The sequence below is a fragment of the Hyphobacterium sp. CCMP332 genome (assembly GCA_014323545.1).
Classification (GTDB): Bacteria; Bacteroidota; Bacteroidia; order Cytophagales; family CCMP332; genus CCMP332.
In genome coordinates, this window is the sequence record CP058647.1 from 95,163 (window position 1) to 119,263 (window position 24,101).

The following is a 24,101-nucleotide window of genomic DNA, read 5'->3' on the forward strand; positions in this document are numbered from 1 at the left end:
CAGAAAAGTTTGAGTCTAGCTAAGTTTAATGTCTTTAAGTAAGAGCGAAGCCGAAGAAAGGCTGGTTTCTTTGTTCATAATATCAATCTGACTTCTAATTTGTTCAAAGTCAAAATCTTTTTCATCCCAAATTGAATTTTTTCCCTTTGTATTCATTTTTTCCATAATAAATGCAAAAGATATATAATTCGGATCAGTGGCCGGTTGATATGCGCTTAGGTCTCCATCTGTATCTTCCGTTCTTGTGAGAATTTCAGCTTCAACCAGTTCTTCGAGAATAGAATGCGTTATTTTTACCGGAAGCTTTAATTCCTGAGCTATAGTTTCAAAACTCGGTGCATGTTCTCTACCCACAAACTTATTAATAACATATGTGGCGATCACAAAAATTGCTTCCATCCTTGCTTGTCGGCTCATTTCACTTTCAGCAACATCCCTTTCAAAATTGCTAATATTCTGATGTGAAAAGGCCAATTCCGCACCAAATAAAAATATTAACCAGCTTAGCTGTAACCAGAACAAGAACAAAGGAAGCGCGGCAAAACTTCCATAAATGGCATTGTAGCGCGACACACCAACTTGAAAATTGATTAGTCCCCACTGAGTTAATTGATAAGCAGAACCTGCTATTATGGCTGCTATTAATGCCGATTTAAATTTGACCTTTGTATTCGGCATAATCATATACATCAATAGAAATAAGGTCCATATGACTGTATAAGGAAGTATTCTTAGTAATGGCAAAAGCAATGAGTCCATAATGCCCAAAAACTCAATTTCATTGGTTATTTCAGTAATGATGTTAGTAATCTGTATGGTCAAACTGCTGGCAGCTATTAGAAATACAGGCGCCAATAATACAATTGCAAGGTAATCGCTTAATTTTCTTACAATCGACCTTTCTTTTTTTACATTCCAAATGGTATTAAAACTTTGTTCTATGTTGGAGAAAAGCCGAAGTACTGAATAAACCAATACTACAAATCCAATTCCCGCTATTAATCCACCCTCTGTATTTTCTAAAAGATTTTGTGCAAATGAAATACTCTGGTCAATTACTTCAGCCTGTCCGCTGAAATTTTCTATTAGTTCTACATGTAGTTGTTTTTCCAGGTCAAAGCCCTTTGCAACCCCAAAGGCCATCGCAAGAAGTGGTACAATGCTCAATAGAGAAAAGAAAGTCAATGCACTACTCCTGATTTGAACATTGTCCTTAATGAAACCCTCAAAAGACAGGATAAGTACCCTTATAATGCTTAAGGTATAATATTTAAGAAATTCCTTTTTGGGATCCGCTTTTATTTCCCAAATATCGTGATCAATGAAATTCTTAATTCCGGATATCGAAATTGATGTTCGCTTGTTAGAATTCATGTTTTAATCACAAAAAGCAGCTAAAGGCGCCCAGGCTTTGTAGGCATCTTTCATGATTCCATCACCTATAGTTTTGCTGACTTCCGTTTCTTCTTTTTCAACTGCTGCATTTGCACTAATAACTGCATATGTATTGTTTTCATTCATCTTGCCCAGACACATGGTTTGCTCTGAATCCTTAAGTTCTGTCAAAAGTTTATTCTTCTTCTTTTCGATTTTTTCTCTCATGGCGGGATCCTTTGGAGCTGAAAAACTAATAAAGGTAACATTTACGTTTCCAAGCTTACTGTTTTTATCTGTTTGACAAATATTTCCTTTTTCAGGAATCCAGGTAAGATAGGTAAGAGTAAATAAATTATTCTGAATAGCGGGGTCTTGTTTCATCCAGCTTTTAATACTATCGGTATTGCTTTTAAAAAACATTAAGCCACCACCTCCTTGAAAGGAAATTGAAGCCAACATTCTTTTCTCGCTGTGAATTTTGCTCAAATAGTCCATATGTTGCCTCATGATCTTCGCATGATCTTTGGGATTGCTGGAATCTGATTCAATTTTCGCCTTTTCAATCAATACCCAAACAACAGCACTGCTGTCAGACATAGCCTGGGAATTAGTACAACTAAGAACAAGCAATATAAAAAGAGCTAAAACTGTGCCTCTACTCCAATATTTCAACATCATATACATAGTATTTTGTATCCCCGGACCAGGATGATTTCCAATATTTTTCCTTGTAATAAAACTTGGCTCTTTTATTTTCTTCAATTGCCTTTTCAATGGATTCAAGAACTTCTTTTTCAATATTTTTTTTGACACTAAAAGCCCATTTACCCGATTCCAGACCTTCCAGCTCTGCCAAATCTGATCCGGATACTTTTATTTCGCCTTCATAGGTTTTAAATATTATGCCTTTTTTACTAAATGAAGTGGCTTTGCCTATGATAAACCCTTCACTGTAGGTCATCGAGCTTAAAAAAACAATAACACAAATAAATACAATTGCCGCCACAACAATCAGGCGAAATGTCCATTTTTTTAGCTTGTTGAGAAATTCTTTCATAAAATTCTTAAATAGTAAACTTCACAATAAATGATTTTATATCCAATTTTTTAGATTTTAAAGCAGCACATTTTCAATGAATTAACATTTTCTTAAGCAATATTTAATTTCTGTGGTTTATATTTATGTGAATGCTTGACAATTCTACTGTAATGGATGAAATAGTATATAACAAAATGGGCTGTGGCACAAAGGTTCAGGTTGATGATTATGTACCCGGATTGCTTAATCAAAATCCTAATGTAGAATTGCATATTGGAACGGACAGTCAAAATTATTCTAAACACACCGTCTATGTTACTACCGTAGTGTTCCGTTTTGTTCAACAGGGAGCGCATGTAATTTATAAAAAGGATCGCGTCCCAAAGATCACCGATATCTGGACGAGGTTATGGTCAGAACTCGAGCGTTCAACCAATCTGGCATTGTATTTAAAAAATGATTGTGGCATAGATGTGCACCAAATTGATCTGGATTACAACGACAACCCGCGATATGCCTCCTATAAACTTAAGAAAGCTGCAGTTGGCTATGTAGAGTCTTTAGGATTTAGCGCCAAAACCAAACCCAATCTTTTAATGGCTACTGGAGCAGCAAATGTGCTCTGTCACTGATAAAAAGGCGATTATATTTAATAATCCGGCTTTAATCATATTTCTTTGCAATTAATCAGAGCATTTCATGAAGTACAAAACATATCCAGTCAGTCTAGTTAATTCGATAAGCAGAAAAAAAGAAGATTTTAAGCCCGCGGTGGAGGGCTATGTTGGAATGTATGTTTGCGGCCCTACGGTTTATTCAGACGTCCATCTGGGCAATGTACGAACCTTTACAAGTTTTGATCTTATCTATCGATATTTCTTGTTTTTAGGCTATAAAGTGAGGTATGTTCGCAACATTACTGATGTCGGACATTTACTCAACGACGAGGATAGTGGTGAAGACAAAATTGCAAAAAAAGCAAAATTGGAAAATCTGGAACCCATGGAAATTGTACAAAAATACACCAATGGTTTCCATCAGGTAATGCAACTTTTCAATACCCTTCCTCCGAGTATAGAACCCACCGCTACGGCTCATATAATCGAACAAATAGAAATGGTTCAAAAGATTCTAAAAGAGGGATTTGCTTATGAGTCAAAGGGATCGGTCTATTTTGATGTAGAGAAATACAATAAGAGTTACAAATACGGAAGTCTCACCGGCCGGAATATAGAAGATATGATTTCCAATACGCGTGATTTGGACGGACAGGATGAAAAAAGAAATCCACTTGATTTTGCCATATGGAAAAAGGCAGAAGACAATCATATAATGCGCTGGAACTCTCCCTGGGGATTGGGTTTTCCCGGTTGGCATTTGGAGTGCTCTGTCATGAGCAATAAATATCTGGGTGAACAATTCGACATCCACGGTGGGGGTATGGATTTGAAATTTCCCCATCATGAATGTGAAATAGCACAGAATAGAATTTCTTATGATAAGGATCCAATAAAATACTGGATACATACCAATATGCTTACTGTCAATGGAAAGAAAATGAGTAAGTCGGAGGGTAATGGTTTTACACCCTCGGAACTAATGACCGGCAACCATCCATTGCTTGATCAGGGTTTTTCTCCTATGACTATTCGTTTTTTTATGTTGCAGGCGCATTATGCAAGTACTTTGGATTTTTCAAATGATGCCTTGCGCGCTGCGGAAAAAGGCTATAAAAAATTGATGAAAAGTTTACAAAACCTTCAAAGCCTTAATTACGAAAAAGCCGGGAAAATAAATGAAGCCCTTGACATGGAAATAAAAGCTACTTGCGAGCAATGTTATCAAAATATGTCGGATGATTTTAATTCTGCTAAAACGCTGGCTAATCTATTTGATTTGTCCACCAAAATCAACGCAATTAAGGATGGAGCTATTCCCTTAAGTAACATATCCAAAGACACTTTTAATTTCCTAGAAAAAACCTACCGTGGATTTATAGAAACTGTTTTAGGACTCATTCCGGAAGAAGAAAATCAAAGTTCTCATTTGGATGCTGCTATGGAAATTTTGATGGGTTTAAGGGCGGATGCAAAACGCAAAAAGGATTATGCGCTCACTGATAAAATCAGAGATGAATTGCAAAAGGCAGGTATTAAAATAATGGATGGAAAAGAAGGAAAATCCTCCTACATAATTGAATGAGCAAAGTATTCTCATACATTTTGATAGTCCCTATCCGTATTTATCAATGGACCTTGTCTCCTATACTCGGTCAGAATTGCAGACATGTACCTACTTGCTCTCAATACGCTGTTGAGGCCATTCAAATTTGGGGGCCAATTAAAGGTTTGAAATTGGCCTTGAATCGAATTAGAAAATGCCATCCCTGGGGAAGTAGCGGTTATGACCCTGTGCCAAAAAAGAAAGATTCAGAAAAAAGTTAATTTCAGGGGCCTGATTATTTTCTTTTAGTTATCTATTGATTAAAACATAGGTCACGCCGGTATAGGCGTCTTTGAGGAATTACAGCGAATCATTATTTGGACTTAATCAGATAACATCTAAAAATCTTTAAAAGACTATTTGACCAGTTAAAAACAATCAAGGCTATTAGGTTTATTTTTAATTATCGTATTATTGCAATATATTGTTTAATCAAAAGCAGAACCTGGAAAAACAGTTTGAGAAATAAGCTGGAAATCAACTAATATTAAGCGATTACACAATTTAAATAAGGTATAAGCAGATAAAATTTATAAAAGTGGCAAATAGCAATTTATACAGGGGAATAGAGAAATTCATCTCAGAATTAGATACGAATTCAATCCCAAAAGAACGAAAGAACTTACTGGATAAACTAATAGCATATATCCAAAGCAAAAGAGCTAAGGGACTAAGAATAAATCTGAATTTTATTTGTACTCATAACTCCAGAAGGAGCCATTTGGCTCAGGTTTGGGCGCAGACTATGGCCTTTCATTTTAACATTGATAAAATTAGCTGCTATTCCGGCGGTACTGAATCTACATCTGTTTATCCAAGAGTAATTGAGACTTTAAAAAATACAGGCTATGAAATTAAAAAACTGTCGGATGGCCAAAATCCCGTTTACAGTATAAAGTTTTCTGAAAATGAGCACCCCGTAATTGCTTATTCTAAAAAATTCGAAGATGTTTTTAATCCTAAATCTCATTTTGCTGCCGTAATGACCTGCTCACAGGCCGATGACGGTTGTCCTTTTGTTGCAGGTTCAGAATTTAGAATTCCCATTACCTATCATGATCCAAAAGAATTTGATAATAGCCCTGAAGAATATGAGAAATATCTGGAAAGAAGTCTTCAAATTGCAAATGAGATGTACTTTCTATTCTCTAAAATTTAATCATCAGCGATAACAAAAAAATGGGGTTTCTAGATAATAATCTAACCTTGTGGATTTTTGTAGCCATGGTTTGCGGAGTTGGTATTGGTTATTTTTTTCCGACATTTCCGGAAATTATTAATTCCTTTAACAGCGGCACAACTAACATAACCATTGCATTTGGATTGATTTTAATGATGTACTCGCCATTGGCCAAAGTCAATTACACGCTATTACCAAAGGTTTTTAGAAATTTAAAGCTATTGTCAATTTCCCTATTTCTCAATTGAATTTTAGGCCCGTTACTGATGTTAATATTGGCAATCATCTTTCTCAGTGATAATCCGGAGTATATGGTGGGTTTGGTTCTTATTGGTTTGGCATGATGCATTGCCATGGTACTGGTCTGGAATGATCTCGCCGAAGGAAGCAGCGAATAAGGTGCAGGCCTTGTTGCACTAAATAGTATCTTTCAGGTATTTGCTTATAGTTTTTATGCATGGATTTTTATTACGATTCTTCCACCCTATTTTGGATTCGATGGTGCCATAGTAGATATTTCAATAATTACAATTGCTGAAAGTGTAACCATTTTTTTGGAGATTCCATTTTTGATGGGAATTTAAGCAGACACATATTTGATAAGGTTAAAAAGAGAAGATAGGTATACAGGAAAATTTATACTGGCTATTTCTCCATTAACATTGATTGCTTTTCTTTTTACAATCATCATAATGTTTACCCTGAAAGGCGAACTGATTGTTGAAATTCCATATGATGTAGTTTTAATAGCGATTCCTTTGTTGATCTATTTTACTTTGATGTTTATCATTGGTTTTTTTATTACAAAAGCTAGCGGAATTGAATACAATAAAACCGCTTCTGTGGCTTTTACATCTGCTGGAAATAATTTCGAATTGGCCATAGCGGTAGCCATTGAAGTATTTGGTTTAAATTCCAGGCAGGCATTCGCTGTTGTCATTGGGCCACTTGTTGAAGTGCCAACACTAATTCTATTGGTTCGAGTTTCGTTTTGGTTGAGGATAAAGTTTTACTAAAAAATAAGTCTGCGAATACTTAAATTTATTGTTAAAAAAAATGGAATTCTCTTTAAAGAAATCAATAGAAATCCTTCAAAACACACCACAAACACTAAAATCCTATCTCTCCGGTTTGTCTGAAGATTGGATTAGAAATAATGAAGGTCCGGACACCTGGAGTCCTTATGATATCCTCGGGCATTTGATTCACGGTGAGAAAACAGATTGGATGGACAGAGTAAAAATCATCTTAAAGGATTCCGGGAACAAAAAATTTACTCCTTTTGACCGATTTGCTCAATTCAAGGAAAACCAAAACAGAACCCTATCTGAATTACTTTCTGAATTCAAGCATTTGAGGGAAAATAATATTAAGGAATTGAAATCATTAAATATTACAGAATTTCAACTCAAAATAAAGGGCATCCACCCGGATTTTGGATCAGTTACACTTGCAGAACTCATCGCCACATGGGTGGCTCATGACCTTGGGCATATTGCACAAATCTCCAGAGTCATGGCCAAGCAATACAAAAATGAAGTAGGTCCCTGGGTCAAATATTTAAGAATTCTAAATGCTTGAAATAAAGGATATTCCTTGGCAGTATTTTAAATTATTAGATAAAATAAATAGGATGAAATTCGTTTTAAAAACATCCTGAATTATAAATTTATGTGGGAAGAACAATTAAAAATTTATGAGAAGATAATTGCAAAATGTCCTCGTTTTGAGCGAAAGGGCAAAAACAGCCCATACACTTCCGCAAACGGACATATGTTTTCCCAACTCAACAAAGAAGGTGAAATCGGAATTCGATTTTCAAAAGATGTTCAAAAAAAATATATACATGAGTGGAGCAGTAGCCATTTTAGATCCTATAATTCAATTATGCAGGGTTATGTACTAGTCCCCCAGGAAATGTTAAAGGACATTAGCAGAGTGGCCGAATACCTAAATGAAAGCTATGATTATGTAATGAGCCTGGATCCAAAATAAAATTGAGAATTAAAACATTGAAAATTAGAAAAAAAACAAGCCTTTTATGGTTTGAACATCACTGGCGATACTGGTGCATTTAATTATTCCCTTTATGATAATTTAGTATTAAATTCTAATGATTTGAATACCTGAAAAATGAATGAAAAACCAAAATTGCTAAGCGGTGGAAATCCCCAAATTCCAAAGGGCGATGGAGATCAACCCGTTCAGGATTACATTGCCGCAATGCCGGATTGGAAAAGTAAGATAGGTCATTATCTTGATCAGTTGATTGAGAAGGTGGTCCCAAAAGTTAAAAAAGCCGTGCGATGGAATACCCCTTTTTATGGAATTGAGGGTAAGGGTTGGTTCATTGCCTACAATTGTACTAATAAATATGTTTCTGTAACCTTTTTTAAAGGGACAGAGTTGAAACCAATTCCACCTATTGCTTCAAAAGTGGATTACGTCAGATATTTTCGGATTTATGAAAATGATAATTTAGATGAACAGCAATTAAAAAAATGGATTAAGCTGGCTTCTGAATTACCAGGGGAAAAAGTTTTTTAACAGGGCCTCAAGTAGCGGTATTTCTTATTAAAGCTTATTTTCTGTTAAATTGATTTTGAACAATCATTTTTAATTCAATAAAATATCCTTATTTCTAATATTTATTAGCTTAGCGATAAAGCTCGACCTATGCTCAAGATTGACATGCACAGCCATATTTTTCCAAAACAGCTACCTGATTTTAAAGGAAAATTTGGTTATGGAAATTTTATCACCCTTGATCATCACAAAAAAGGTTTTGCCAGAATGATGTCCGGCACAAAGTTTTTTAGAGAAATAAAGGAAAATTGCTGGGACCCTGAAATACGAATAGAAGAATACGCACAGTTCAATACACAGGTACAAGTGGTTTGTACAATCCCTGTCATGTTTTCCTATTGGGCCAAACCAAAAGACGGATTGGAAGTCTCAAAATTTTTAAATGATGATATCGCGAAAGTACAGGCTAAATATCCCAAAAATTATATTGGCTTAGGTACAATTCCTATGCAGGACACGGAATTGGCCATTCAGGAATTGGAAAGATGTAAAAATGAATGTGAGTTTCCAGGTGTACAGATTGGCTCCAACATTAATAATACAAACCTATCCGAAGAAGAACTTTTCCCAATTTTCGAAGCTGCACAAGATCTAGGCATGGCTATTCTGGTTCACCCCTGGGATATGATGGGTAAAGATGATATGGAAGAATATTGGTTGCCCTGGCTCGTCGGAATGCCTGCTGAAACTTCAAGAGCCATATGTTCTATGATTTTTAGTGGGATTTTTGAGAAACTGCCCAAATTGAGAGTGTGTTTTGCACATGCAGGAGGCTCATTCCTGCCTACAATTGGCAGAATAGAACATGGATTTAATTGTCGACCGGATCTGGTAGCTTTAGATAATCCTGTAAATCCAAGAGAGTATATTGGAAAGTTTTGGGTTGATTGTATTACACATGATCCAAAAATGCTCAACTATGTTCTCGATATGCAAGGTTCTGAAAAAGTTTGCCTTGGCTCCGATTACCCTTTTCCATTGGGTGATTTGGAAATAGGTAAATTCGTCGAGGATATGGATCTAGATATTAAAATTGTTGAAGATATATTTAATAAATCCATTTTATCCTGGCTTAATATCCCTGCAAAACGGTTTGAATGAATTGCTGCGAAATTCTTAATTTTGCGCGATGCTTTCAATCCCCATAAAAACTTCCGAAGAAATAGAACTTATGCGAATGAGTGCAAGATTGGTTTCCAAAACATTGGGCCTTATTGCCGAAAAAATTCGCCCCGGGATTTCTCCTTTAGAGCTGGATGCCATGGCTGAAGAATTTATTAGAGATCATGGAGGGAAACCGGCATTTCTGGGTTTGTATGATTTTCCCAATACCCTTTGTATGTCGAGCAATGAGCAGGTTGTTCATGGGATTCCCACTAAAAAGCCACTTGAAGACGGGGATATTATTTCAGTGGATTGTGGTGTATTAATGAATGGTTTTTATGGTGATCATGCATTTACTTTCGAAGTAGGTGAAGTTGATGAAGCCACAAAAAAATTACTAAGAGTAACCAGAGATTCACTTGACAAGGGAATTGAGCAGTGCAAAGCCGGTAATAGAATTGGAGACATTAGTTTTGCAATCCAGCATTATGCCGAGAGTCATGGCTATGGTGTCGTTCGTGAATTGGTTGGGCATGGTTTGGGGCGTCAATTGCATGAAAAACCTGAAGTGCCTAATTATGGAAAACGCGGAAAAGGACCTAAATTAAAAAATGGAATGGTGCTCGCCATCGAACCTATGATAAATATGGGCACAAAAAACATAGTTCAACATTCAGATGGCTGGACGATCACCACAGCTGATAAAATGCCATCAGCCCATTTTGAACATGATGTAGCTATTGTCAACGGACATCCAGAAGTTTTATCAACCTTTGAATATGTGGATCAGGCTTTAACGAAAATTCTTTCTTAATTTTTATTGCTCAGTTCCTCATACAATTTCCTGTATTTGGAAATGGTCGTATTAATGTTCAATAATCCTTCGATTCTCTCCTTTGACTTCTTCCCCATTAGTTTGGTTGCAACCCTGTCAGATTCCATTTTTTGAATGCATTCAGAAAGTTTATTGGAATTCCTTGAGGGAAAAATTAATCCGTTTTCATTTTGAACCACCAACTCTCTATTGCCGGCAATATCACTTATAATAGGTGCCAGGCCTAGTGACATTGCCTCCAGCACTGCCTTGGTAATCGATTCCCCTTTGGTGGAAGCCATAATGAAAGCATCACAAGCAGCCACAATTCTTAAAGCATCCTTTCTGAAACCCATAAAATGAACTTTGCACTCATTGGGGTGTCCCTTAATTATATTTTTGAACTGAGTATCGTCCAATCCTTTGCCAATTAGAAATAAATCGATATCAATTTCAGCAGGCAATTTGGTGATGGCCTCCATTATGTATTTAACCCCCTTCATTGGCCTGTTATTGGCCACACAGGCGATAGCCAAACTCGAATCCGCAATACCCAGGTCATTTCTTGAAAATGCCTTAACATCCTTATACCAATCTAAATTATGACCTTTATTAATTGTAATCGCCTTGTCAGAATTAAAAAAAAGCTGACGATTAAAAATTTCCTCGACACCAATAGAATTACAAATTATTTTATCTGCACGTGGATGTAAAAACTTGGTATAAGCCGATGGATCCCACCAATGAATATGACCTGAAAATCCTCTGTAAAGCACTACTGACACATCAAGATTTTTAGCGGCCTGAATGCCATTGACAATGGCTGCTCCATTGAAGAGTTGAAGGACATCGTGTTTTCCTTCTTTTAAAATTTCTTTTATAAAATTGATTTCCTCCTTATCGTATTTCTTAGATATGAGCCTATCATATACTTTGATGCCATTTTGCAGGAATTTCTTGCCATAATCAGTATCGCCCTTGCTTATAACCTCAATTTCAAGACCTTCTTTCTTTAAGCCTATAAATATCTCAGCTTCCGGTCGGGTGACAACCGGATCATTGTAATTGCTAATTACTAAAACTTTTGGAGGCATGCCTTTTTAGGCAAAGTTATAAGGATAGTTCAGATATAAAGAATCTTTGTTTCAGGACCACTTCTTATTTTAAAATATTCAACACAACTCCAATTTGGTTTTTGAAAACATCGATTTTTACCTCTTGATAAAATAAAGTATTCAGAAGGGATTTACTCTGACTAGATTTTTATAAATTTTCTATCAAATCGATGAATTTTATTACATCAGCTCTTGTTTTTTAATCTTAGAATAGACCAAATTTTGTCTTTAAGAAAACAGAATACTATTTTGAATGTTAAACTTTTGTTATTTATTGAAATATCTTTTTATATCAATGAGTAATTCTAAATATTGAAACGAATTAAAACCAAATGCACCAAATATGAAAACTAACAAATTCTTAACAGCTATTTTATTTACAGCTACCCTATTTATGGTAGCTTGCTCAGGAAGTCAGGAAAGCTCTGAAGCTGAAACATCAACTGAAGAAAACATGGAGACAGAAGCTGATAATGCTTCAATCGACGACTTTGTAGTATCCGCGGAAGACAGTAAAGTTAGGTGGAGAGGTGAAATGTTGGGAATATATGCCCACGAAGGAACAGTTAATGTAAGTGAAGCCACTTTGATGATGGAAAATGGGCAAATATCAGGAGGAAGTTTTGTGGTGGATTTAACAAGCATCACTCCTACTGATGAAAACTTTAATCCAGAGGAAGGCCAAACTCAGGAAAAACTGGTTGGTCATTTATCATCTCCTGATTTCTTTGCTGTCGACTCATTCCCAACAGCGAGCTTTACGATAGAGAGTGTAGAAGGAAATACTGCAATCGGCACGCTTACAATTCGAGGTAAAAGCAATTCCGAAACGGTTGAAAACATTACTTTTAGCGAAGAAGAAGGAAGAAGAGTGGTAAGAGGTACCATGTCATTCAACAGGATGAATTATGATGTATCATTTGAAATGCCCGTTGCCGACAAAGTGCTCTCCGAAGATATCCAATTGGACATTAAATTGATAGCATCGAATTAATCTCAAAATATTTTTTTTAAAAGGCGAACTATTTAGTTCGCCTTTTTTTATATCTATACCTAATAATTATAAGTTATATTTTGACATTGATTTGGGCCTTATGAAAATCGCAGTTATAGGATCAGGCGTAGCCGGTTTGGCTTCCGGCGCAAGATTGGCTGCAAAAGGTCATGAGGTTCATATCTACGATTCAAATAGTTATCCAGGTGGAAAGCTTAGTGCCTTTGAACAGGGGAAATTCAGATTTGATGCGGGTCCCTCCCTTTTTACCTTACCCGAACACCTGGATGCTGTTTTTTACGATGCGGGAAAAAATCCCAGAGATTATTACAACTTTAAGAAAATAGAAAAAAGCTGTCATTATTTCTTTGATGATAAAACCAGATTGATCGCGTACAGTGATCAAAATAGATTTGCCAAAGAGGTTCAGGAAAAAACAGGTACGGATGCTAAAAGTGTGATTGATCATTTAAATAAGAGTGCCTTCTTATATGAAAAAACACATGCGTTATTTATGGAGAGATCACTTCATAAATTGAGAAACTATTTCACCAAAGATGTTTTAGAAGCCTTACTGAACGTTTTTAGGCTCCATTTGAATGTGAGCATGCATGAAGTAAACAGCAATCGATTTAAAGATCCAAGACTAGTGCAATTATTCGATCGCTTTGCAACATATAATGGTTCCAACCCTTACAAGGCCCCGGGAGTATTAAATATCATTCCACACCTGGAACACAACATAGGCACCTATTTTCCTGTTGGCGGAATGCATCAAATCACGTTGGCATTGGTAAAACTTTCAAAGGATCTAGGAGTAAACTTTCATTTCAACACTGAAGTGGAGACTATTTTAGTGGATAAGAACAAAGTACAAGGCATAAAAATTAATGGAAAAGAAGAGTCATTTGACTATGTTGTTTCAAATGCAGATATATATCCTACTTACAAGAAGCTTTTAAAAGGTCAAAAAGATCCAGAGAAAATATTAAAACAAGAACGCTCTAGTTCTGCACTGATATTCTATTGGGGCGTAAAAAAGGAATTTCCTGAATTGGACCTCCACAATATATTGTTTTCCGGAAACTACAAAAAGGAATTTGATTACCTGTTTGGAAAAAAAGAGCTATATACTGACCCCACCGTTTATATAAATATCAGCTCAAAATACAACCCAAATGATGCACCTAAAGGATCAGAAAATTGGTTTGTCATGATCAATGCCCCTGCGAACACCGGACAGAATTGGGATCAAATGATTGAAAAGTCAAGAAGAAACATTCTTGATAAATTAAATAATATTCTGAATACAAAAATAGAAGAGTACATCGTGAATGAATCCCTCCTGGACCCAAGGAGCATCGAATCAAAAACCTCTTCTTATCAAGGCTCATTGTATGGGACTAGTTCAAATACTAAATTCTCTGCATTTTTAAGACACCCCAATTTCAGTCAAAAAATAAAAGGTCTCTATTTTTGTGGAGGAAGTGTTCATCCTGGAGGAGGAATACCATTATGTTTACTTTCCGGGAAAATTGTATCCGAATTGATTAAATGAAAAACTCTACCGCAAAATATTCAATAGGGATTATTATTATTCTCCACCTTGTAGCTCTTGCCACTTTTTTTCTTGGATATTCAAGATATATCCTTCCACTTACACCTGTCAATCTTTTAATAACGGCATATCTGATCTTTTTAAATCAACAGGAGAAAAACAATTCATTTATTATCAACTCCATTTTAATTGTTTTGGTCGCCTATATCGTTGAAGTGATTGGTGTGAATACAGGTTTATTTTTTGGAAATTATCAATACATGGACAGTCTAGGTCCAAAAATTTGGGAGACTCCGCCCATAATAGGGATCAATTGGTGGATATTAACTATTGCTTCTGCTTCATTTTTTAGAAAATCTCAAATTCCTTTAATCCTCAAAGCTTTATTATCTACCGTACTAATGCTTTTCATTGATCTTTGGATTGAGCCTATATCAGACTTGCTTAAATTTTGGCAATGGGAAAACAATATTATCCCTCTTAAAAATTATTTGGGTTGGTTCATTACGGGATTTGCCCTACAGATAATTTACTGGCAAGGGACTTACAATAAGAAAAACAAGATTGGCATTCCTGTTTATATCATTTTTATAAGCTTCTTTTTGATTCTAAATCTTTTTCTTAGATAAGAAAATGGAAATAACCCAATGAACTACTTTCCTTGGGAAGAATCGTATTAAAAGTAAAATCACATTATTGCGAAATCCGGGGACATAAATTGACTTGTTGGACGCGGCAAAGTTGAACATCTTTTTGGCCATTTCCGCTGCATCCGGAAGGCCTCTTCGTTTAAAAAAAATATTGTCTTGCATTTTCGATCGCTTTTCAAAATTTGAATGAAAAGCTCCGGGACAGGCTATTTGAATTTTGGGATATTTAGTTTCGAATTGAATAGCTTCGCTCAATAAAAGTAAAAAAGATTTGGCTGCGAAATATACGGCCATATATGGACCGGCCTGAAAAGCAGCTGTTGAAGAGATTTGCACTATTTTCCCTTCAGATTTTTTCTGCATTTCATGTCCGAACAATCTGGTTAATAATGCTGTGTTAAGCACCATTAAATAAAGCATCTCGCTTATATTCTCTATCTCCTCTTTTAAAAACTCACCCCGGTATGCAAAACCTGCATTATTGATCAAGAGATCAATTTGAAAATTTGATTTCTGGCAATATTTGAAAAGCTCATAGGCGGAATCACTTTTGCCAAGATCCATCACTATAAAGGCCACTTTCACATTATACCTTTTGCCAATGTCCATTGAAATTTTTTCCAGCTTCTTTTTGCTTCGGGCAACCAATAATAGACTCCTGTTTTTTTGAGCATATAAAAGAGCCAACTCCTTGCCCAGACCTGAACTTGCACCGGTTATCAATACCCTTTTGTCCATTTCTAAACTCTTGCTGTCATTATTTGTTAAAGTCATTGTCATAACAATTTTATTAATACTTGTTATATTCAGAAACACATCTCTTAGACCCAAATAAACAATGGATTGTTTTTATTCATGGTGCCGGTGGAAACATCTCTACATGGAAATTTCAAATTCCCTTCTTTCAAAACCACTTCAATCTGCTTTTGATTGATTTAAAAGGTCATGGCAATTCAAAAAGTCAGGAAATTGAAAAAGCTTATACTTTTAAAAGCATAGCCGAAGATATTAATGAATTAATGATACATCATAACATTGAAAGGGCACATTTTATTGGTCTTTCTATTGGTTCGCTTATCATTCACAGTTATTGCGATTTGTACCCGCACAAAGTGAGTTCTTTAATCGGTACCGGAGGAATCTACAAGATCAATTGGCAAATACATTATTTTAGTAAATCGGCCTATCTACTCGCAAAAATCTTTCCTTATCCTTTTCTTTATAAAGTCTTCGCCTATATCGTAATGCCAAGGAAGAATCATAATCTTTCGAGAAAGATATTCATTAAGGCCTCTCAAAAATTGGTCCGGAGAGAATATTTAAGATGGTTAAATTTATACGCTAAATTTCGCGAAACTGTGTCACAACTTGATTTTAGTAAGCAGAATAAAGCAGTTCTTGTAGTTATGGGGGAAGAAGATCATTTGTTTTTAAAACCAGCACGTGACTTTTGCAGTTTATATAGTGGTTCTCAATTAAAAGTAATGCCAAAAAGTGGACATATTTGCAATATTGAAAATCCACAACAATACAATCAGATTGTTTTTGAGTTTATAATGAATAGCATCCAATAGCAGTGAAAAAGGAAGAACAATTTTTAAAGGTTGAAATCAAACTCGCAGATAAAATTCTTGAACAATTTAAGGAAGAGGCCTTTTTTGTTATTCATTGTGAAAACGAATTCCTAGATAAAATTCTTCACCTGTTAAATTTGGAATATGTTGAAAAAAGCCCAAATCACAAATACATGATTATACCCGGTGAGGGTATTTGGCCATATCAGGAATCAAGTTGTCCATGCTTTTATGCCGACGAGCAATTTGATCCTATTCCCTTGATCATTGGCCTGGATAAAATCAGAAACTTTTTAGAGGAATGGAACCCCGATCAGGATTTTGATTTTAAGGCATAAGAATAAGACTTTTCATATTCGGAACGCAGAGCTTTCCAATCAAAATTTTCTGAAAAATCCTCGGATTTATTTCTTTGAATCATTCTATACCTTCTGGTAGATTTAACAAAATGCAACATGAATTTTGCAAGATCCTGCACCGCTCTTTCGTATGTTTTCTTGTAGCGTTTTAAAACAAAAATCCCTTTGTCTTCATGTTCTTTGTCGAGAGTACTTACATAATCACCAAAACCTGAAAGGTCTGAGGTAACCGCAGGAACTCCTCGTGCAATACATTCTAATGGTGTATAACCCCAGGGTTCATAATAACTTGGAAATATCCCTAAATGACATCCTCTTACAAAATCACCGTAATCTATGCCAAAAAGTGGATTGGTAGAACTAATAAAGTCGGGATGATAAACCATTTTAACCCTGTCCAATGGACTGTTGACCAACTGATTTTGTCTCAAATAATTTAAAATCTCATCATCCAGATCATTGACGAGGTTATGGGTAACAATGATTGGCCATTTATCGGTCTTCCATGATTGAATGGTCCTTCTATATCTCAGCTTCCAGTAATCGTCAATAAGGTTATTTAAATCGGGTAATTTATGCTCATTTTTGGATTTAGCGGCGGCATAAAAAAGCCTTTGCCCCAATTGACGCTGGATGGCCTCACAATTATTGCGAATCTCCTCCATGACACCCCTGCTTTGCAAGACATCCGGATTGATAGACCAGGTAGGTTGTTTTGTAATAAAAAACATCACAACGCTTGTTTTAATCTTTTCTTTGAGCATCATGCTATTGAGTAAATTCAATGCATCCAGCGTAAGATCAAAACCTTTATTTTTGTATTCATATCTTCCCGAAGTGAAAAAATAGAGGGTGTCTTCCAAATCAAAATCATAAGAATGGAAAAAATGCCCTATCACAAACTGATGTATTTCTTCCTTGAATTTCTGATGAAGATTTTGCACCTCATGATAGGCGGCAAATCGCTTAATATTTAGACCATTGGGCGTAATGGTATCCGGTTTCTTTCCCAATAGAGAAACGCATTCAATGGCGGTCAATTGACTTACAGTTGTAAAGGAATCCGCTTTATCAGCCGCCGCTCTTTCAATTTGCACCATGGGTAAGATATTGTAATGCTTGGCCTCTTTTTCCCAATTGTATTTAGGCAATTTCTCATAGAAATTTGCATCATTCATGGCCAGATATCTACCGAGCATTGTCGCATGGGTTGTAAACACCGTTCTGCATTTCAGGCCTTTTGCTTTGATATCTAATATTGGAAGACAAGACATCCACTCGTGAAAATGAGCAATAAGGTCTGATTTGCCTTTCAGGATATCCTTGCATAGTACTGTAATGAAAGTTCTGTTTAGGTCGTACCACATGATCATTTTTTCCAAAAGATCATGTTCTACTATTACATCAAGCTTAAAATCTTCATGCAAATGTTTTTGAAGAGTTTCGAGTCTGTTGAAAACATTTTCGGGATTCAGGAGAACAACTTTTGGCCTACCGGTAACCAACCACCTTCCGTACCATACATCATAACCCATATTTCTCATTTTTTCAACAGCTTTGCCTATCGGGTCACTTAAATCAGAAATAGGGTCAAATTCTGCACTTATATTAGAATTTTCCAATGGACCCAACAAGCAATAATTGTCGCCCCATTTTTCGATCATTGCCGGAACTTTAGAACGGATCACCGTATATATTCCTCCTACCTGGTTACATACTTCCCATGCGCATTCAATAAGAATGGAATCTTCGAGTTTTGTATTCTTCTTTGCCATATCATTAATTGATCAATCGAAAGATAATATATTAGGCTTAAAAAGGCTTTGGAAATAATGAAATTTATAATTTCTCAGGAAAAAAATGTTCCAAAGTCATTATGCTGTCTAATAATTACTGAAAAAATAGAAATAGCACTTAATAAATTATGAGCAAAATCATAAAAGAGTTTTAGTTCATATCTCAAATTTGCAAGCACACTACTTTTTACGATTTTTACACAATGCAAAACCTAGAGGAGTCCGTTAAGTTGGAGAACATTCAGATACAAAGAAGAATTGGCTCCTTTTATGGTTCCGATGGCCCGACTATAATGATACTTGGAGGTTTACATGGCAATGAACCCGCAGGAATTACTGCATTTCAGCGAGTACTAAAAGTTCTTGAAACAAGAAATCTTCAATTTAAAGGTCAGATTCACGGATTCAGGGGAAATTTAAAAGCCATAAGCAGCAGTGAGCGATTTCTCGAAGAAGACATGAACAGAAACTGGTATAGATATATGCGCAGAAAAGCCTCTGATTCTACAATCGAAACTGCTGAAGATTCAGAGAGAGATGCACTTTTGAATACCATACTTGAAACTATGCAAGACGCTTCGGAGCCTTGCATTTTTTTTGACCTTCACAGCACCTCTGCCCCCAGCCTTCCCTTTGCAGCCATTAACGATTCCATATATAATCGAAGTATTGTTAAGGGCTTGCCTGTTCCAATCATATTGGGTTTGCAGGAACAAATTGAAGGAACACTCAATGGAATATTAAATGATATGGGTTTGCCGGCAGTTTTATTTGAGGCGGGGCAACACGATGAAAAAGAAACCATTGATTATCACGAATCCTTTATCTGGTATATGTTATATAAACTTGGCTGTATTCAGCGAAATGCAGTTAAGTCATTGCAAAAACACAGAGATATTTTAAAGAATGCTTCAAAAGGAAAAGAGGGTTTTTATGAGGTTACATTCAGATACCCTGTCGAAATTGGAGATCAATTTGAAATGTATCCCGGATTTCAAAGCTTTCAGCCAATTGAAAACAATCAGAAAATAGCCAAAAATAACAGAGGTGATATTTTCGCTCCTCACAAGGACATAATGTTTATGCCGCTCTATCAGAATAAAGGTCAGGATGGCTATTTCTTAATTAGAAAAATCAAACCAATTTGGATGAAAATATCAAAATGGCTGCGACACAGAAATATTGATAATTATATCCATTATTTGCCCGGAGTCAACGAGTATGATCACGATGAACAACATTTTAAAGTAGATAAAAGCATTGCTTTTGCTTTTGCATTACAACTATTCCACTTATTGGGTTATCGCAAAGAGAGAGTAATTGACGATCAACTCTACGTTAGCAGAATTAAATACGATGATAATCCACCCTCAAAAGAGGAATTCTTTATGAATGTAGCATCATTTAAAGCAGGCGAACATTAAAAAAGCCCTTGCCTAAATCCCTGTTGAAAATGGTTCCGGCAAGCGCACTATTAAACAGCTTTTTTCAATTACTGCAAAGTCATTTGTATGTAACTTAAATCCTTTCTGTTGCGATCGTCTCTAATAACCATGTATTTTTTATCCCAAATCTCAGATTCAAGGTAGGTGCTTTGAAAGCCCTCATCAAGTACAAATTCTGAACTATTTATTCTGATTTTAATTTTATCCGGATCATTATTAAGGTTAACCCAGTCATTGAATATTGCCGGATCTTTATCTGTAAATATTATATCATAATCGCTGGCATTAAAACCCGAGAACAATTGAAAATCCACCGAGTCATTTCTTATATCCTTTCTTACAATAACACTGCCGTTTCTCGACTCTCCTGTCAATACAACTCTCAAAATATCTGTTTTAATTTCAAAACTATCGGGATTAAAAAACAAACCAGGTTCATATGTGAAAATTATATTGTCTTCTGCTTCAGATCTTGCTGTTGACATGGTTACATTTACTTCTTCTGATCCTTCCTTGTCAGATTCATAATTGAAGACATAAAAACTGCTTTCGAGCAAATCTATCTGAGCTCCAATTTCACTTATTTTGGCATCAAATTCCGCAGGATCAAGTGCAACGAAACCTCTTCTATTTACAATATCCTGTAAAGATGAATCCGCAGCTGTACCCAGGGATAAAGAATATAATCGAATATTTTCACTAATTTCATTGATATCTTCTACGCTGGAACGTCCTTCAGTATCTGCATTGGCTGCTATGGCAATCACAAAGCCTGGAGCAAGTCGGTTTGCTCCAAAAGTCAGTGAATCCTTTAATGCATTCATTCCAAATTCAACAGCTTCCAATAAGTTTGAGCCTTCATCTCCCAATTCAATATTGTCTAAATTCGCTGCCACTGCAGCCAGGTCCGTGTCAAACCCGGAATAACCGGAGACATCCACTGAATAGGTGTACACCTGCACACTGGAACCTGCAGGAAGCTCTCCAATAACTGCTTTTCCAGCTTCAATTAAATCCGTTAAAATGGTTTCATTATCGAGATTAACATCTATTAAAAGCGTAACATAAGGTGAAAATTCATAATCAAATTCTGAAGCCATGCTAAAATTATATTCTTCAGAATTCAAAGATTCACCATCCTCCATTACCATGACATCCTGAGGAAGAAGCCCTGGCAAGGGTACTGAGCCATCATCGCTTAATTGAAAAATAACATTAACTTTATTAGGTGGCGTAAGTTCGTGATTGTAATAGCTCGGTTTATGTACGGATGGGTTTTCAGGTGGGCCCGGATCTTCGGTATCATTTCCCCCGCAAGAGATTAGAAATAATGCTATAACAACTGTAATGATTAAGTTATAAAGGTATTTCATTGCTTGTTAGATTAATTTGAGCACAAAATAAGCGAATTCACTTTTAAAAATTGAATTTCTTAATAAATGTAACGTATTTAAAAGTATGAAATCAGAGATCACTTTTCGTTTTTTATCAGAACCGTCTGATGTGAATTTTGGTGGCAAAGTCCATGGAGGTACGGTTATGAAATGGATTGATCAGGCGGCCTATGCCTGTGCATCCAATTGGTGCTCAGGTTATTGCGTAACGGTATATGTAGGGGGTATTCGTTTTATTCAACCCATTCGAATAGGAGAAATTGTCCAGGTGGATGCGCGGATAATTTTGACAGGTACTTCGAGCATGCACATCGCCGTCGATGTATTTTCCAAACCAATTGACGCTTCGAAATTTATCAAAACCACACATTGTATAATTGTCTTTGTTGCTGTAAACGACAAAGGACAACCTGTACCCGTACCAAAATGGGAGCCCAAAACAGAAGATGAAAAAGCTCATGAACACCATGCGGTAAAACTCATGGAGCTCAGAAAAAATATCGACGAAGAGATGCAGCCTTTTATTTATAAAAATGAATTAATGGATTAATTATGAAGTCAATTTTAGTGCTTTTCGGTATCGCCATTGCATCTTTAGCATCAGCGCAGGAAATAAAATTTTTAGAAAGTTCAAAACCTGGCTCTGCCAAAATTGAACAAATGAAATGGCTATGTGGCCATTGGATTGGTGCTATTGGCAAATCTGACATTGAAGAGATATGGGCTGATCCAAAAGGAAATCAAATGATGGGAATGTATCGAATGAGCAATGAAGAAATAGATCTTTATGAATTCATGACCATTTCTGAAATAGATGGAAGCCTTTCCTTAAAAATTAAGCATTTCGACAGAAACCTGATTGGAAGAGAAGAAAAAACTGAATACAAAGAATTTAAATTAGTCGGTATTGAAGAAAATTCAGCTTATTTCGATGCATTTACAATTGAAGTAAACAATGACACCCTAAGCATTCATCTTATTCTTGACATGGAAGGAGAAAGAAAGAGCAAAGGCCTTTTTAAATATGTCAGAAAAAGCAATTAATGTTATTCAATTTCTATATGATCATGAAAACAGGATTCGATAAACTGATGCAATCTGAATGTTTGTTCCGCCCCTAATTTTTGGCCAAATTGGGCTATAAGGTAGACTATGATTGCTATAATACCCAATACCGGCATGGCCCAAAGTATTTTGACATCCTGACCCAGCATCCAATAAGAAAGTCCAAGAAACAAGGCAAACAAAGATAATACACCAATTGCGAGATAGCTTAATAGAAATATTGTCCAGACATTTGGGGCCGGTCCATATAAACCTCTTATCAATGTTTTACCATTGTTCTCTTCGAAACTCAAGCTCAACTGAGGCGACCAAAAATGCCGGTCTTCGGGCTTAATTCGAATTGTGAAATGTCCGCTATCCAGACTCGCAGTAAATATTCCTCTAGAATTTAATTCCTTTTTAATGATCTCTTCTACCTTTTCGACTTTAAGATTAAACTGCTTTTTAAAACGCGGACGAATTCGAATACTGGTCATGGAAAAAAATCTCTTTTAAAAATAACAAAGCATGAGATAATTTAGTCAAAAGAGAATAACTTAAATAAAGAATCTGGCTAAAAAATGATTATCGCCTATTCTTTTTTCTATTTGCAAAGAATTCATTTTTTCTTCTTTGTTTTTCTTTGTTGAATTCAGCTTTTTCGGCCTTTGTCATAGGCTTATCTGTTTGAGGAAAGGGGTTTTTATCAATAATGATAATAGATTTATCAATAAGTTTTTCGATATCCCTTACATAGTCGTTTTCTTCCGGTTCGGAAAAAGATATGGCCACCCCGGACTCTCCTGCTCTGCCCGATCTTCCAATTCTATGTACATAGGTTTCAGCCTGATCTGGTATGTCGTAATTTATCACATATCTGAGTTTGTCTATATCAATTCCCCTCGCTGCAATGTCTGTAGCTACTAAAACTCTGATATTGCCTTTCTTGAATTCAGAAAGTACCTTTTGTCGATTGTTCTGTGCCTTATCGCCATGGATTGCTGCAGCCCTAATATTTTTATTGTTTAGATTTCTGGCAATCTTATCCGCACCGTGTTTTGTTCTTGAAAATAATAGAACCTGATCCATCGAAGCATCTGTGAGTACATATAATAAAAGATCTTTCTTTGAACTCTTATTGGTATAAAATATATATTGCTTTATAGTTTCAGCAGCTGAAGAAACCGGACTTACTTCAATCTTCCTCGGATTTCTCAATATATCTTTTGATAATCGCACGATATTTTCGGGCATCGTAGCCGAAAAGAATAAGGACTGTCTTTTTTCGGGTAATAAACGGATGATTTTTTTGATGTCATTGATAAATCCCATATCCAACATTCTGTCTGCTTCATCCAAAACAAATAGTTTAATGGTATCCAATTTTATATATCCCTGATTGATTAAATCCAATAATCTACCAGGTGTTGCAATTAAAATGTCCACCCCTCTTTTTAGCGCATTCGTTTGAGTATTTTGATTAACACCTCCAAATACGACGGTATGACGAATATCTGTATGTTTTGAATAATTGGCCACATTCTCTCCAATCTGTATGGCCAGCTCACGCGTTGGCGTAATGATTAATGACCTTAAGACTTTTTTACCATCTCTATCCATTCCATCGATTAACTGTATGATTGGCAAGGCAAATGCAGCTGTTTTTCCTGTACCCGTTTGGGCGCTTCCTAAAATATCTGCTTTTTGTAAAATTAGTGGGATTGCCTTTTGTTGGATCTCAGTAGGGATATGGTATTTCTTTTCTTTAAGAGCCTTTAAAATTGGAGGGCTCAGGCCTAGTACATTAAAATTCATATGTGATTTATATTAGGGAGGGCTTATTTCGGAA

General features: G+C 35.9%; 26 protein-coding genes and 1 pseudogene. 18 read left to right on the plus strand and 9 right to left on the minus strand.

Annotated elements, in window-relative coordinates; translation table 11 throughout:
• Window positions 1-15: 15 nt before the first annotated feature.
• From HZR84_00455 to HZR84_00465, 3 genes are read right to left on the minus strand one after another with little or no spacing between them, the layout of a single operon-like run.
• Entirely contained in the window at window positions 16-1,374 is a 1,359-nt protein-coding gene (locus tag HZR84_00455) for a YihY/virulence factor BrkB family protein (protein ID QNL20483.1), read from the minus strand.
• Window positions 1,375-1,377: 3 nt separating this feature from the next.
• Window positions 1,378-1,974 (minus strand): hypothetical protein, encoded by a 597-nt coding sequence (locus tag HZR84_00460; protein QNL20484.1) that lies wholly within the window; start codon window positions 1,972-1,974, stop codon window positions 1,378-1,380.
• 58 nt (window positions 1,975-2,032) lie between these two features.
• Window positions 2,033-2,434: a hypothetical protein gene (locus HZR84_00465; protein QNL20485.1), complete on the minus strand. Its 402-nt coding sequence runs from the start codon at window positions 2,432-2,434 to the stop codon at window positions 2,033-2,035.
• Between the two features lie 131 nt (window positions 2,435-2,565).
• Between HZR84_00465 and HZR84_00470 the strand changes: the two genes are divergently transcribed.
• The 10 genes and pseudogenes from HZR84_00470 to map all read left to right on the plus strand — a co-directional run bounded on the left by HZR84_00470 (window position 2,566) and on the right by map (window position 10,323).
• On the plus strand, window positions 2,566-3,048 hold the full coding sequence (locus HZR84_00470) for a hypothetical protein (protein QNL20486.1): 483 nt from the start codon (window positions 2,566-2,568) through the stop codon (window positions 3,046-3,048).
• A gap of 67 nt (window positions 3,049-3,115) precedes the next feature.
• Window positions 3,116-4,618: a cysteine--tRNA ligase gene (locus HZR84_00475; GenBank protein QNL20487.1), complete on the plus strand. Its 1,503-nt coding sequence runs from the start codon at window positions 3,116-3,118 to the stop codon at window positions 4,616-4,618.
• Window positions 4,615-4,860 carry a membrane protein insertion efficiency factor YidD gene (gene yidD, locus HZR84_00480; protein ID QNL20488.1) on the plus strand — a complete coding sequence of 82 codons (246 nt, stop codon included), beginning with the start codon at window positions 4,615-4,617 and terminating at the stop codon, window positions 4,858-4,860. Before HZR84_00475 ends, yidD begins: the two co-directional genes overlap by 4 nt.
• Before the next feature lie 311 nt (window positions 4,861-5,171).
• The gene (locus HZR84_00485; GenBank protein QNL23146.1) at window positions 5,172-5,798 is read left to right on the plus strand and encodes a protein-tyrosine-phosphatase; all 627 of its coding nucleotides are present in this window, start codon (window positions 5,172-5,174) and stop codon (window positions 5,796-5,798) included.
• A gap of 20 nt (window positions 5,799-5,818) precedes the next feature.
• Window positions 5,819-6,835, plus strand: a pseudogene (arsB, locus tag HZR84_00490) (ACR3 family arsenite efflux transporter).
• A gap of 40 nt (window positions 6,836-6,875) precedes the next feature.
• The gene (locus HZR84_00495; GenBank protein ID QNL20489.1) at window positions 6,876-7,400 is read left to right on the plus strand and encodes a DinB family protein; all 525 of its coding nucleotides are present in this window, start codon (window positions 6,876-6,878) and stop codon (window positions 7,398-7,400) included.
• A gap of 90 nt (window positions 7,401-7,490) precedes the next feature.
• The gene (locus HZR84_00500; protein QNL20490.1) at window positions 7,491-7,814 is read left to right on the plus strand and encodes a hypothetical protein; all 324 of its coding nucleotides are present in this window, start codon (window positions 7,491-7,493) and stop codon (window positions 7,812-7,814) included.
• A gap of 138 nt (window positions 7,815-7,952) precedes the next feature.
• Window positions 7,953-8,366: a DUF1801 domain-containing protein gene (locus tag HZR84_00505; GenBank protein QNL20491.1), complete on the plus strand. Its 414-nt coding sequence runs from the start codon at window positions 7,953-7,955 to the stop codon at window positions 8,364-8,366.
• Between the two features lie 144 nt (window positions 8,367-8,510).
• Entirely contained in the window at window positions 8,511-9,506 is a 996-nt protein-coding gene (locus HZR84_00510) for an amidohydrolase family protein (protein ID QNL23147.1), read from the plus strand.
• Between the two features lie 28 nt (window positions 9,507-9,534).
• Window positions 9,535-10,323, plus strand: a complete 789-nt coding sequence (gene map / locus HZR84_00515) for a type I methionyl aminopeptidase (GenBank protein ID QNL20492.1) — start codon at window positions 9,535-9,537, stop codon at window positions 10,321-10,323.
• Here the strand turns inward: map and HZR84_00520 are convergent.
• On the minus strand, window positions 10,320-11,417 hold the full coding sequence (locus HZR84_00520; protein ID QNL20493.1) for a glycosyltransferase family 4 protein: 1,098 nt from the start codon (window positions 11,415-11,417) through the stop codon (window positions 10,320-10,322). The genes map and HZR84_00520 overlap by 4 nt on opposite strands.
• Window positions 11,418-11,781: 364 nt before the next feature.
• Here HZR84_00520 and HZR84_00525 point away from each other — a divergent pair, with 364 nt between their 5' ends.
• The 3 genes from HZR84_00525 (at window position 11,782) to HZR84_00535 (ending at window position 14,619) form a co-directional block, all read left to right on the plus strand.
• The gene (locus HZR84_00525; GenBank protein ID QNL20494.1) at window positions 11,782-12,432 is read left to right on the plus strand and encodes a YceI family protein; all 651 of its coding nucleotides are present in this window, start codon (window positions 11,782-11,784) and stop codon (window positions 12,430-12,432) included.
• A gap of 100 nt (window positions 12,433-12,532) precedes the next feature.
• Entirely contained in the window at window positions 12,533-13,990 is a 1,458-nt protein-coding gene (gene crtI / locus HZR84_00530; protein QNL20495.1) for a phytoene desaturase, read from the plus strand.
• Window positions 13,987-14,619, plus strand: coding sequence for a carotenoid biosynthesis protein (locus HZR84_00535; GenBank protein QNL20496.1), 633 nt, complete (start codon window positions 13,987-13,989; stop codon window positions 14,617-14,619). Before crtI ends, HZR84_00535 begins: the two co-directional genes overlap by 4 nt.
• Here the strand turns inward: HZR84_00535 and HZR84_00540 are convergent.
• The gene (locus HZR84_00540) at window positions 14,599-15,414 is read right to left on the minus strand and encodes an SDR family NAD(P)-dependent oxidoreductase (GenBank protein ID QNL20497.1); all 816 of its coding nucleotides are present in this window, start codon (window positions 15,412-15,414) and stop codon (window positions 14,599-14,601) included. The genes HZR84_00535 and HZR84_00540 overlap by 21 nt on opposite strands.
• A 23-nt stretch (window positions 15,415-15,437) precedes the next feature.
• Between HZR84_00540 and HZR84_00545 the strand changes: the two genes are divergently transcribed.
• Complete coding sequence (locus HZR84_00545; GenBank protein ID QNL20498.1) at window positions 15,438-16,214, plus strand: alpha/beta hydrolase; 777 nt, start codon at window positions 15,438-15,440, stop codon at window positions 16,212-16,214.
• Between the two features lie 2 nt (window positions 16,215-16,216).
• A complete protein-coding gene (locus HZR84_00550) occupies window positions 16,217-16,552 on the plus strand; it encodes a hypothetical protein (GenBank protein ID QNL20499.1) in 336 nt (111 codons plus the stop codon).
• On the opposite strand, the gene HZR84_00555 is transcribed toward HZR84_00550, so the two are convergent.
• The gene (locus HZR84_00555) at window positions 16,528-18,348 is read right to left on the minus strand and encodes a glycosyltransferase (protein ID QNL20500.1); all 1,821 of its coding nucleotides are present in this window, start codon (window positions 18,346-18,348) and stop codon (window positions 16,528-16,530) included. The genes HZR84_00550 and HZR84_00555 overlap by 25 nt on opposite strands.
• Before the next feature lie 224 nt (window positions 18,349-18,572).
• Between HZR84_00555 and HZR84_00560 the strand changes: the two genes are divergently transcribed.
• Window positions 18,573-19,793 carry a succinylglutamate desuccinylase/aspartoacylase family protein gene (locus tag HZR84_00560; protein ID QNL20501.1) on the plus strand — a complete coding sequence of 407 codons (1,221 nt, stop codon included), beginning with the start codon at window positions 18,573-18,575 and terminating at the stop codon, window positions 19,791-19,793.
• A gap of 68 nt (window positions 19,794-19,861) precedes the next feature.
• On the opposite strand, the gene HZR84_00565 is transcribed toward HZR84_00560, so the two are convergent.
• The gene (locus tag HZR84_00565) at window positions 19,862-21,187 is read right to left on the minus strand and encodes a VWA domain-containing protein (GenBank protein ID QNL20502.1); all 1,326 of its coding nucleotides are present in this window, start codon (window positions 21,185-21,187) and stop codon (window positions 19,862-19,864) included.
• Between the two features lie 85 nt (window positions 21,188-21,272).
• Between HZR84_00565 and HZR84_00570 the strand changes: the two genes are divergently transcribed.
• Entirely contained in the window at window positions 21,273-21,758 is a 486-nt protein-coding gene (locus HZR84_00570; GenBank protein QNL20503.1) for an acyl-CoA thioesterase, read from the plus strand.
• A 2-nt stretch (window positions 21,759-21,760) separates the two neighbouring features.
• Window positions 21,761-22,252 carry a hypothetical protein gene (locus tag HZR84_00575; protein ID QNL20504.1) on the plus strand — a complete coding sequence of 164 codons (492 nt, stop codon included), beginning with the start codon at window positions 21,761-21,763 and terminating at the stop codon, window positions 22,250-22,252.
• Between the two features lie 2 nt (window positions 22,253-22,254).
• On the opposite strand, the gene HZR84_00580 is transcribed toward HZR84_00575, so the two are convergent.
• Together HZR84_00580 and HZR84_00585 are read right to left on the minus strand one after the other, a co-directional pair.
• Window positions 22,255-22,749 carry a hypothetical protein gene (locus HZR84_00580; protein ID QNL20505.1) on the minus strand — a complete coding sequence of 165 codons (495 nt, stop codon included), beginning with the start codon at window positions 22,747-22,749 and terminating at the stop codon, window positions 22,255-22,257.
• A gap of 88 nt (window positions 22,750-22,837) precedes the next feature.
• Window positions 22,838-24,067, minus strand: a complete 1,230-nt coding sequence (locus HZR84_00585; protein ID QNL20506.1) for a DEAD/DEAH box helicase — start codon at window positions 24,065-24,067, stop codon at window positions 22,838-22,840.
• Window positions 24,068-24,101: the final 34 nt, after the last annotated feature.

What these genes read in the sequence shown, in the direction of transcription:
- HZR84_00500 (QNL20490.1), top strand. Translation starts at nt 7,491, where the DNA reads ATGTGGGAAGAACAATTAAAAATTTATGAGAAGATAATTGCAAAATGT.
- HZR84_00535 (QNL20496.1), top strand. Translation starts at nt 13,987, where the DNA reads ATGAAAAACTCTACCGCAAAATATTCAATAGGGATTATTATTATTCTC.
- HZR84_00510 (QNL23147.1), top strand. Translation starts at nt 8,511, where the DNA reads ATGCACAGCCATATTTTTCCAAAACAGCTACCTGATTTTAAAGGAAAA.
- HZR84_00465 (QNL20485.1), bottom strand. Translation starts at nt 2,434, where the DNA reads ATGAAAGAATTTCTCAACAAGCTAAAAAAATGGACATTTCGCCTGATT.
- HZR84_00455 (QNL20483.1), bottom strand. Translation starts at nt 1,374, where the DNA reads ATGAATTCTAACAAGCGAACATCAATTTCGATATCCGGAATTAAGAAT.
- yidD (QNL20488.1), top strand. Translation starts at nt 4,615, where the DNA reads ATGAGCAAAGTATTCTCATACATTTTGATAGTCCCTATCCGTATTTAT.
- HZR84_00555 (QNL20500.1), bottom strand. Translation starts at nt 18,348, where the DNA reads ATGGCAAAGAAGAATACAAAACTCGAAGATTCCATTCTTATTGAATGC.
- HZR84_00495 (QNL20489.1), top strand. Translation starts at nt 6,876, where the DNA reads ATGGAATTCTCTTTAAAGAAATCAATAGAAATCCTTCAAAACACACCA.
- HZR84_00580 (QNL20505.1), bottom strand. Translation starts at nt 22,749, where the DNA reads ATGACCAGTATTCGAATTCGTCCGCGTTTTAAAAAGCAGTTTAATCTT.
- HZR84_00470 (QNL20486.1), top strand. Translation starts at nt 2,566, where the DNA reads ATGCTTGACAATTCTACTGTAATGGATGAAATAGTATATAACAAAATG.
- HZR84_00540 (QNL20497.1), bottom strand. Translation starts at nt 15,414, where the DNA reads ATGACTTTAACAAATAATGACAGCAAGAGTTTAGAAATGGACAAAAGG.
- HZR84_00505 (QNL20491.1), top strand. Translation starts at nt 7,953, where the DNA reads ATGAATGAAAAACCAAAATTGCTAAGCGGTGGAAATCCCCAAATTCCA.
- HZR84_00565 (QNL20502.1), bottom strand. Translation starts at nt 21,187, where the DNA reads ATGAAATACCTTTATAACTTAATCATTACAGTTGTTATAGCATTATTT.
- map (QNL20492.1), top strand. Translation starts at nt 9,535, where the DNA reads ATGCTTTCAATCCCCATAAAAACTTCCGAAGAAATAGAACTTATGCGA.
- HZR84_00570 (QNL20503.1), top strand. Translation starts at nt 21,273, where the DNA reads ATGAAATCAGAGATCACTTTTCGTTTTTTATCAGAACCGTCTGATGTG.
- HZR84_00560 (QNL20501.1), top strand. Translation starts at nt 18,573, where the DNA reads ATGCAAAACCTAGAGGAGTCCGTTAAGTTGGAGAACATTCAGATACAA.
- HZR84_00585 (QNL20506.1), bottom strand. Translation starts at nt 24,067, where the DNA reads ATGAATTTTAATGTACTAGGCCTGAGCCCTCCAATTTTAAAGGCTCTT.
- HZR84_00525 (QNL20494.1), top strand. Translation starts at nt 11,782, where the DNA reads ATGAAAACTAACAAATTCTTAACAGCTATTTTATTTACAGCTACCCTA.
- HZR84_00575 (QNL20504.1), top strand. Translation starts at nt 21,761, where the DNA reads ATGAAGTCAATTTTAGTGCTTTTCGGTATCGCCATTGCATCTTTAGCA.
- crtI (QNL20495.1), top strand. Translation starts at nt 12,533, where the DNA reads ATGAAAATCGCAGTTATAGGATCAGGCGTAGCCGGTTTGGCTTCCGGC.
- HZR84_00520 (QNL20493.1), bottom strand. Translation starts at nt 11,417, where the DNA reads ATGCCTCCAAAAGTTTTAGTAATTAGCAATTACAATGATCCGGTTGTC.
- HZR84_00475 (QNL20487.1), top strand. Translation starts at nt 3,116, where the DNA reads ATGAAGTACAAAACATATCCAGTCAGTCTAGTTAATTCGATAAGCAGA.
- HZR84_00460 (QNL20484.1), bottom strand. Translation starts at nt 1,974, where the DNA reads ATGTCTGACAGCAGTGCTGTTGTTTGGGTATTGATTGAAAAGGCGAAA.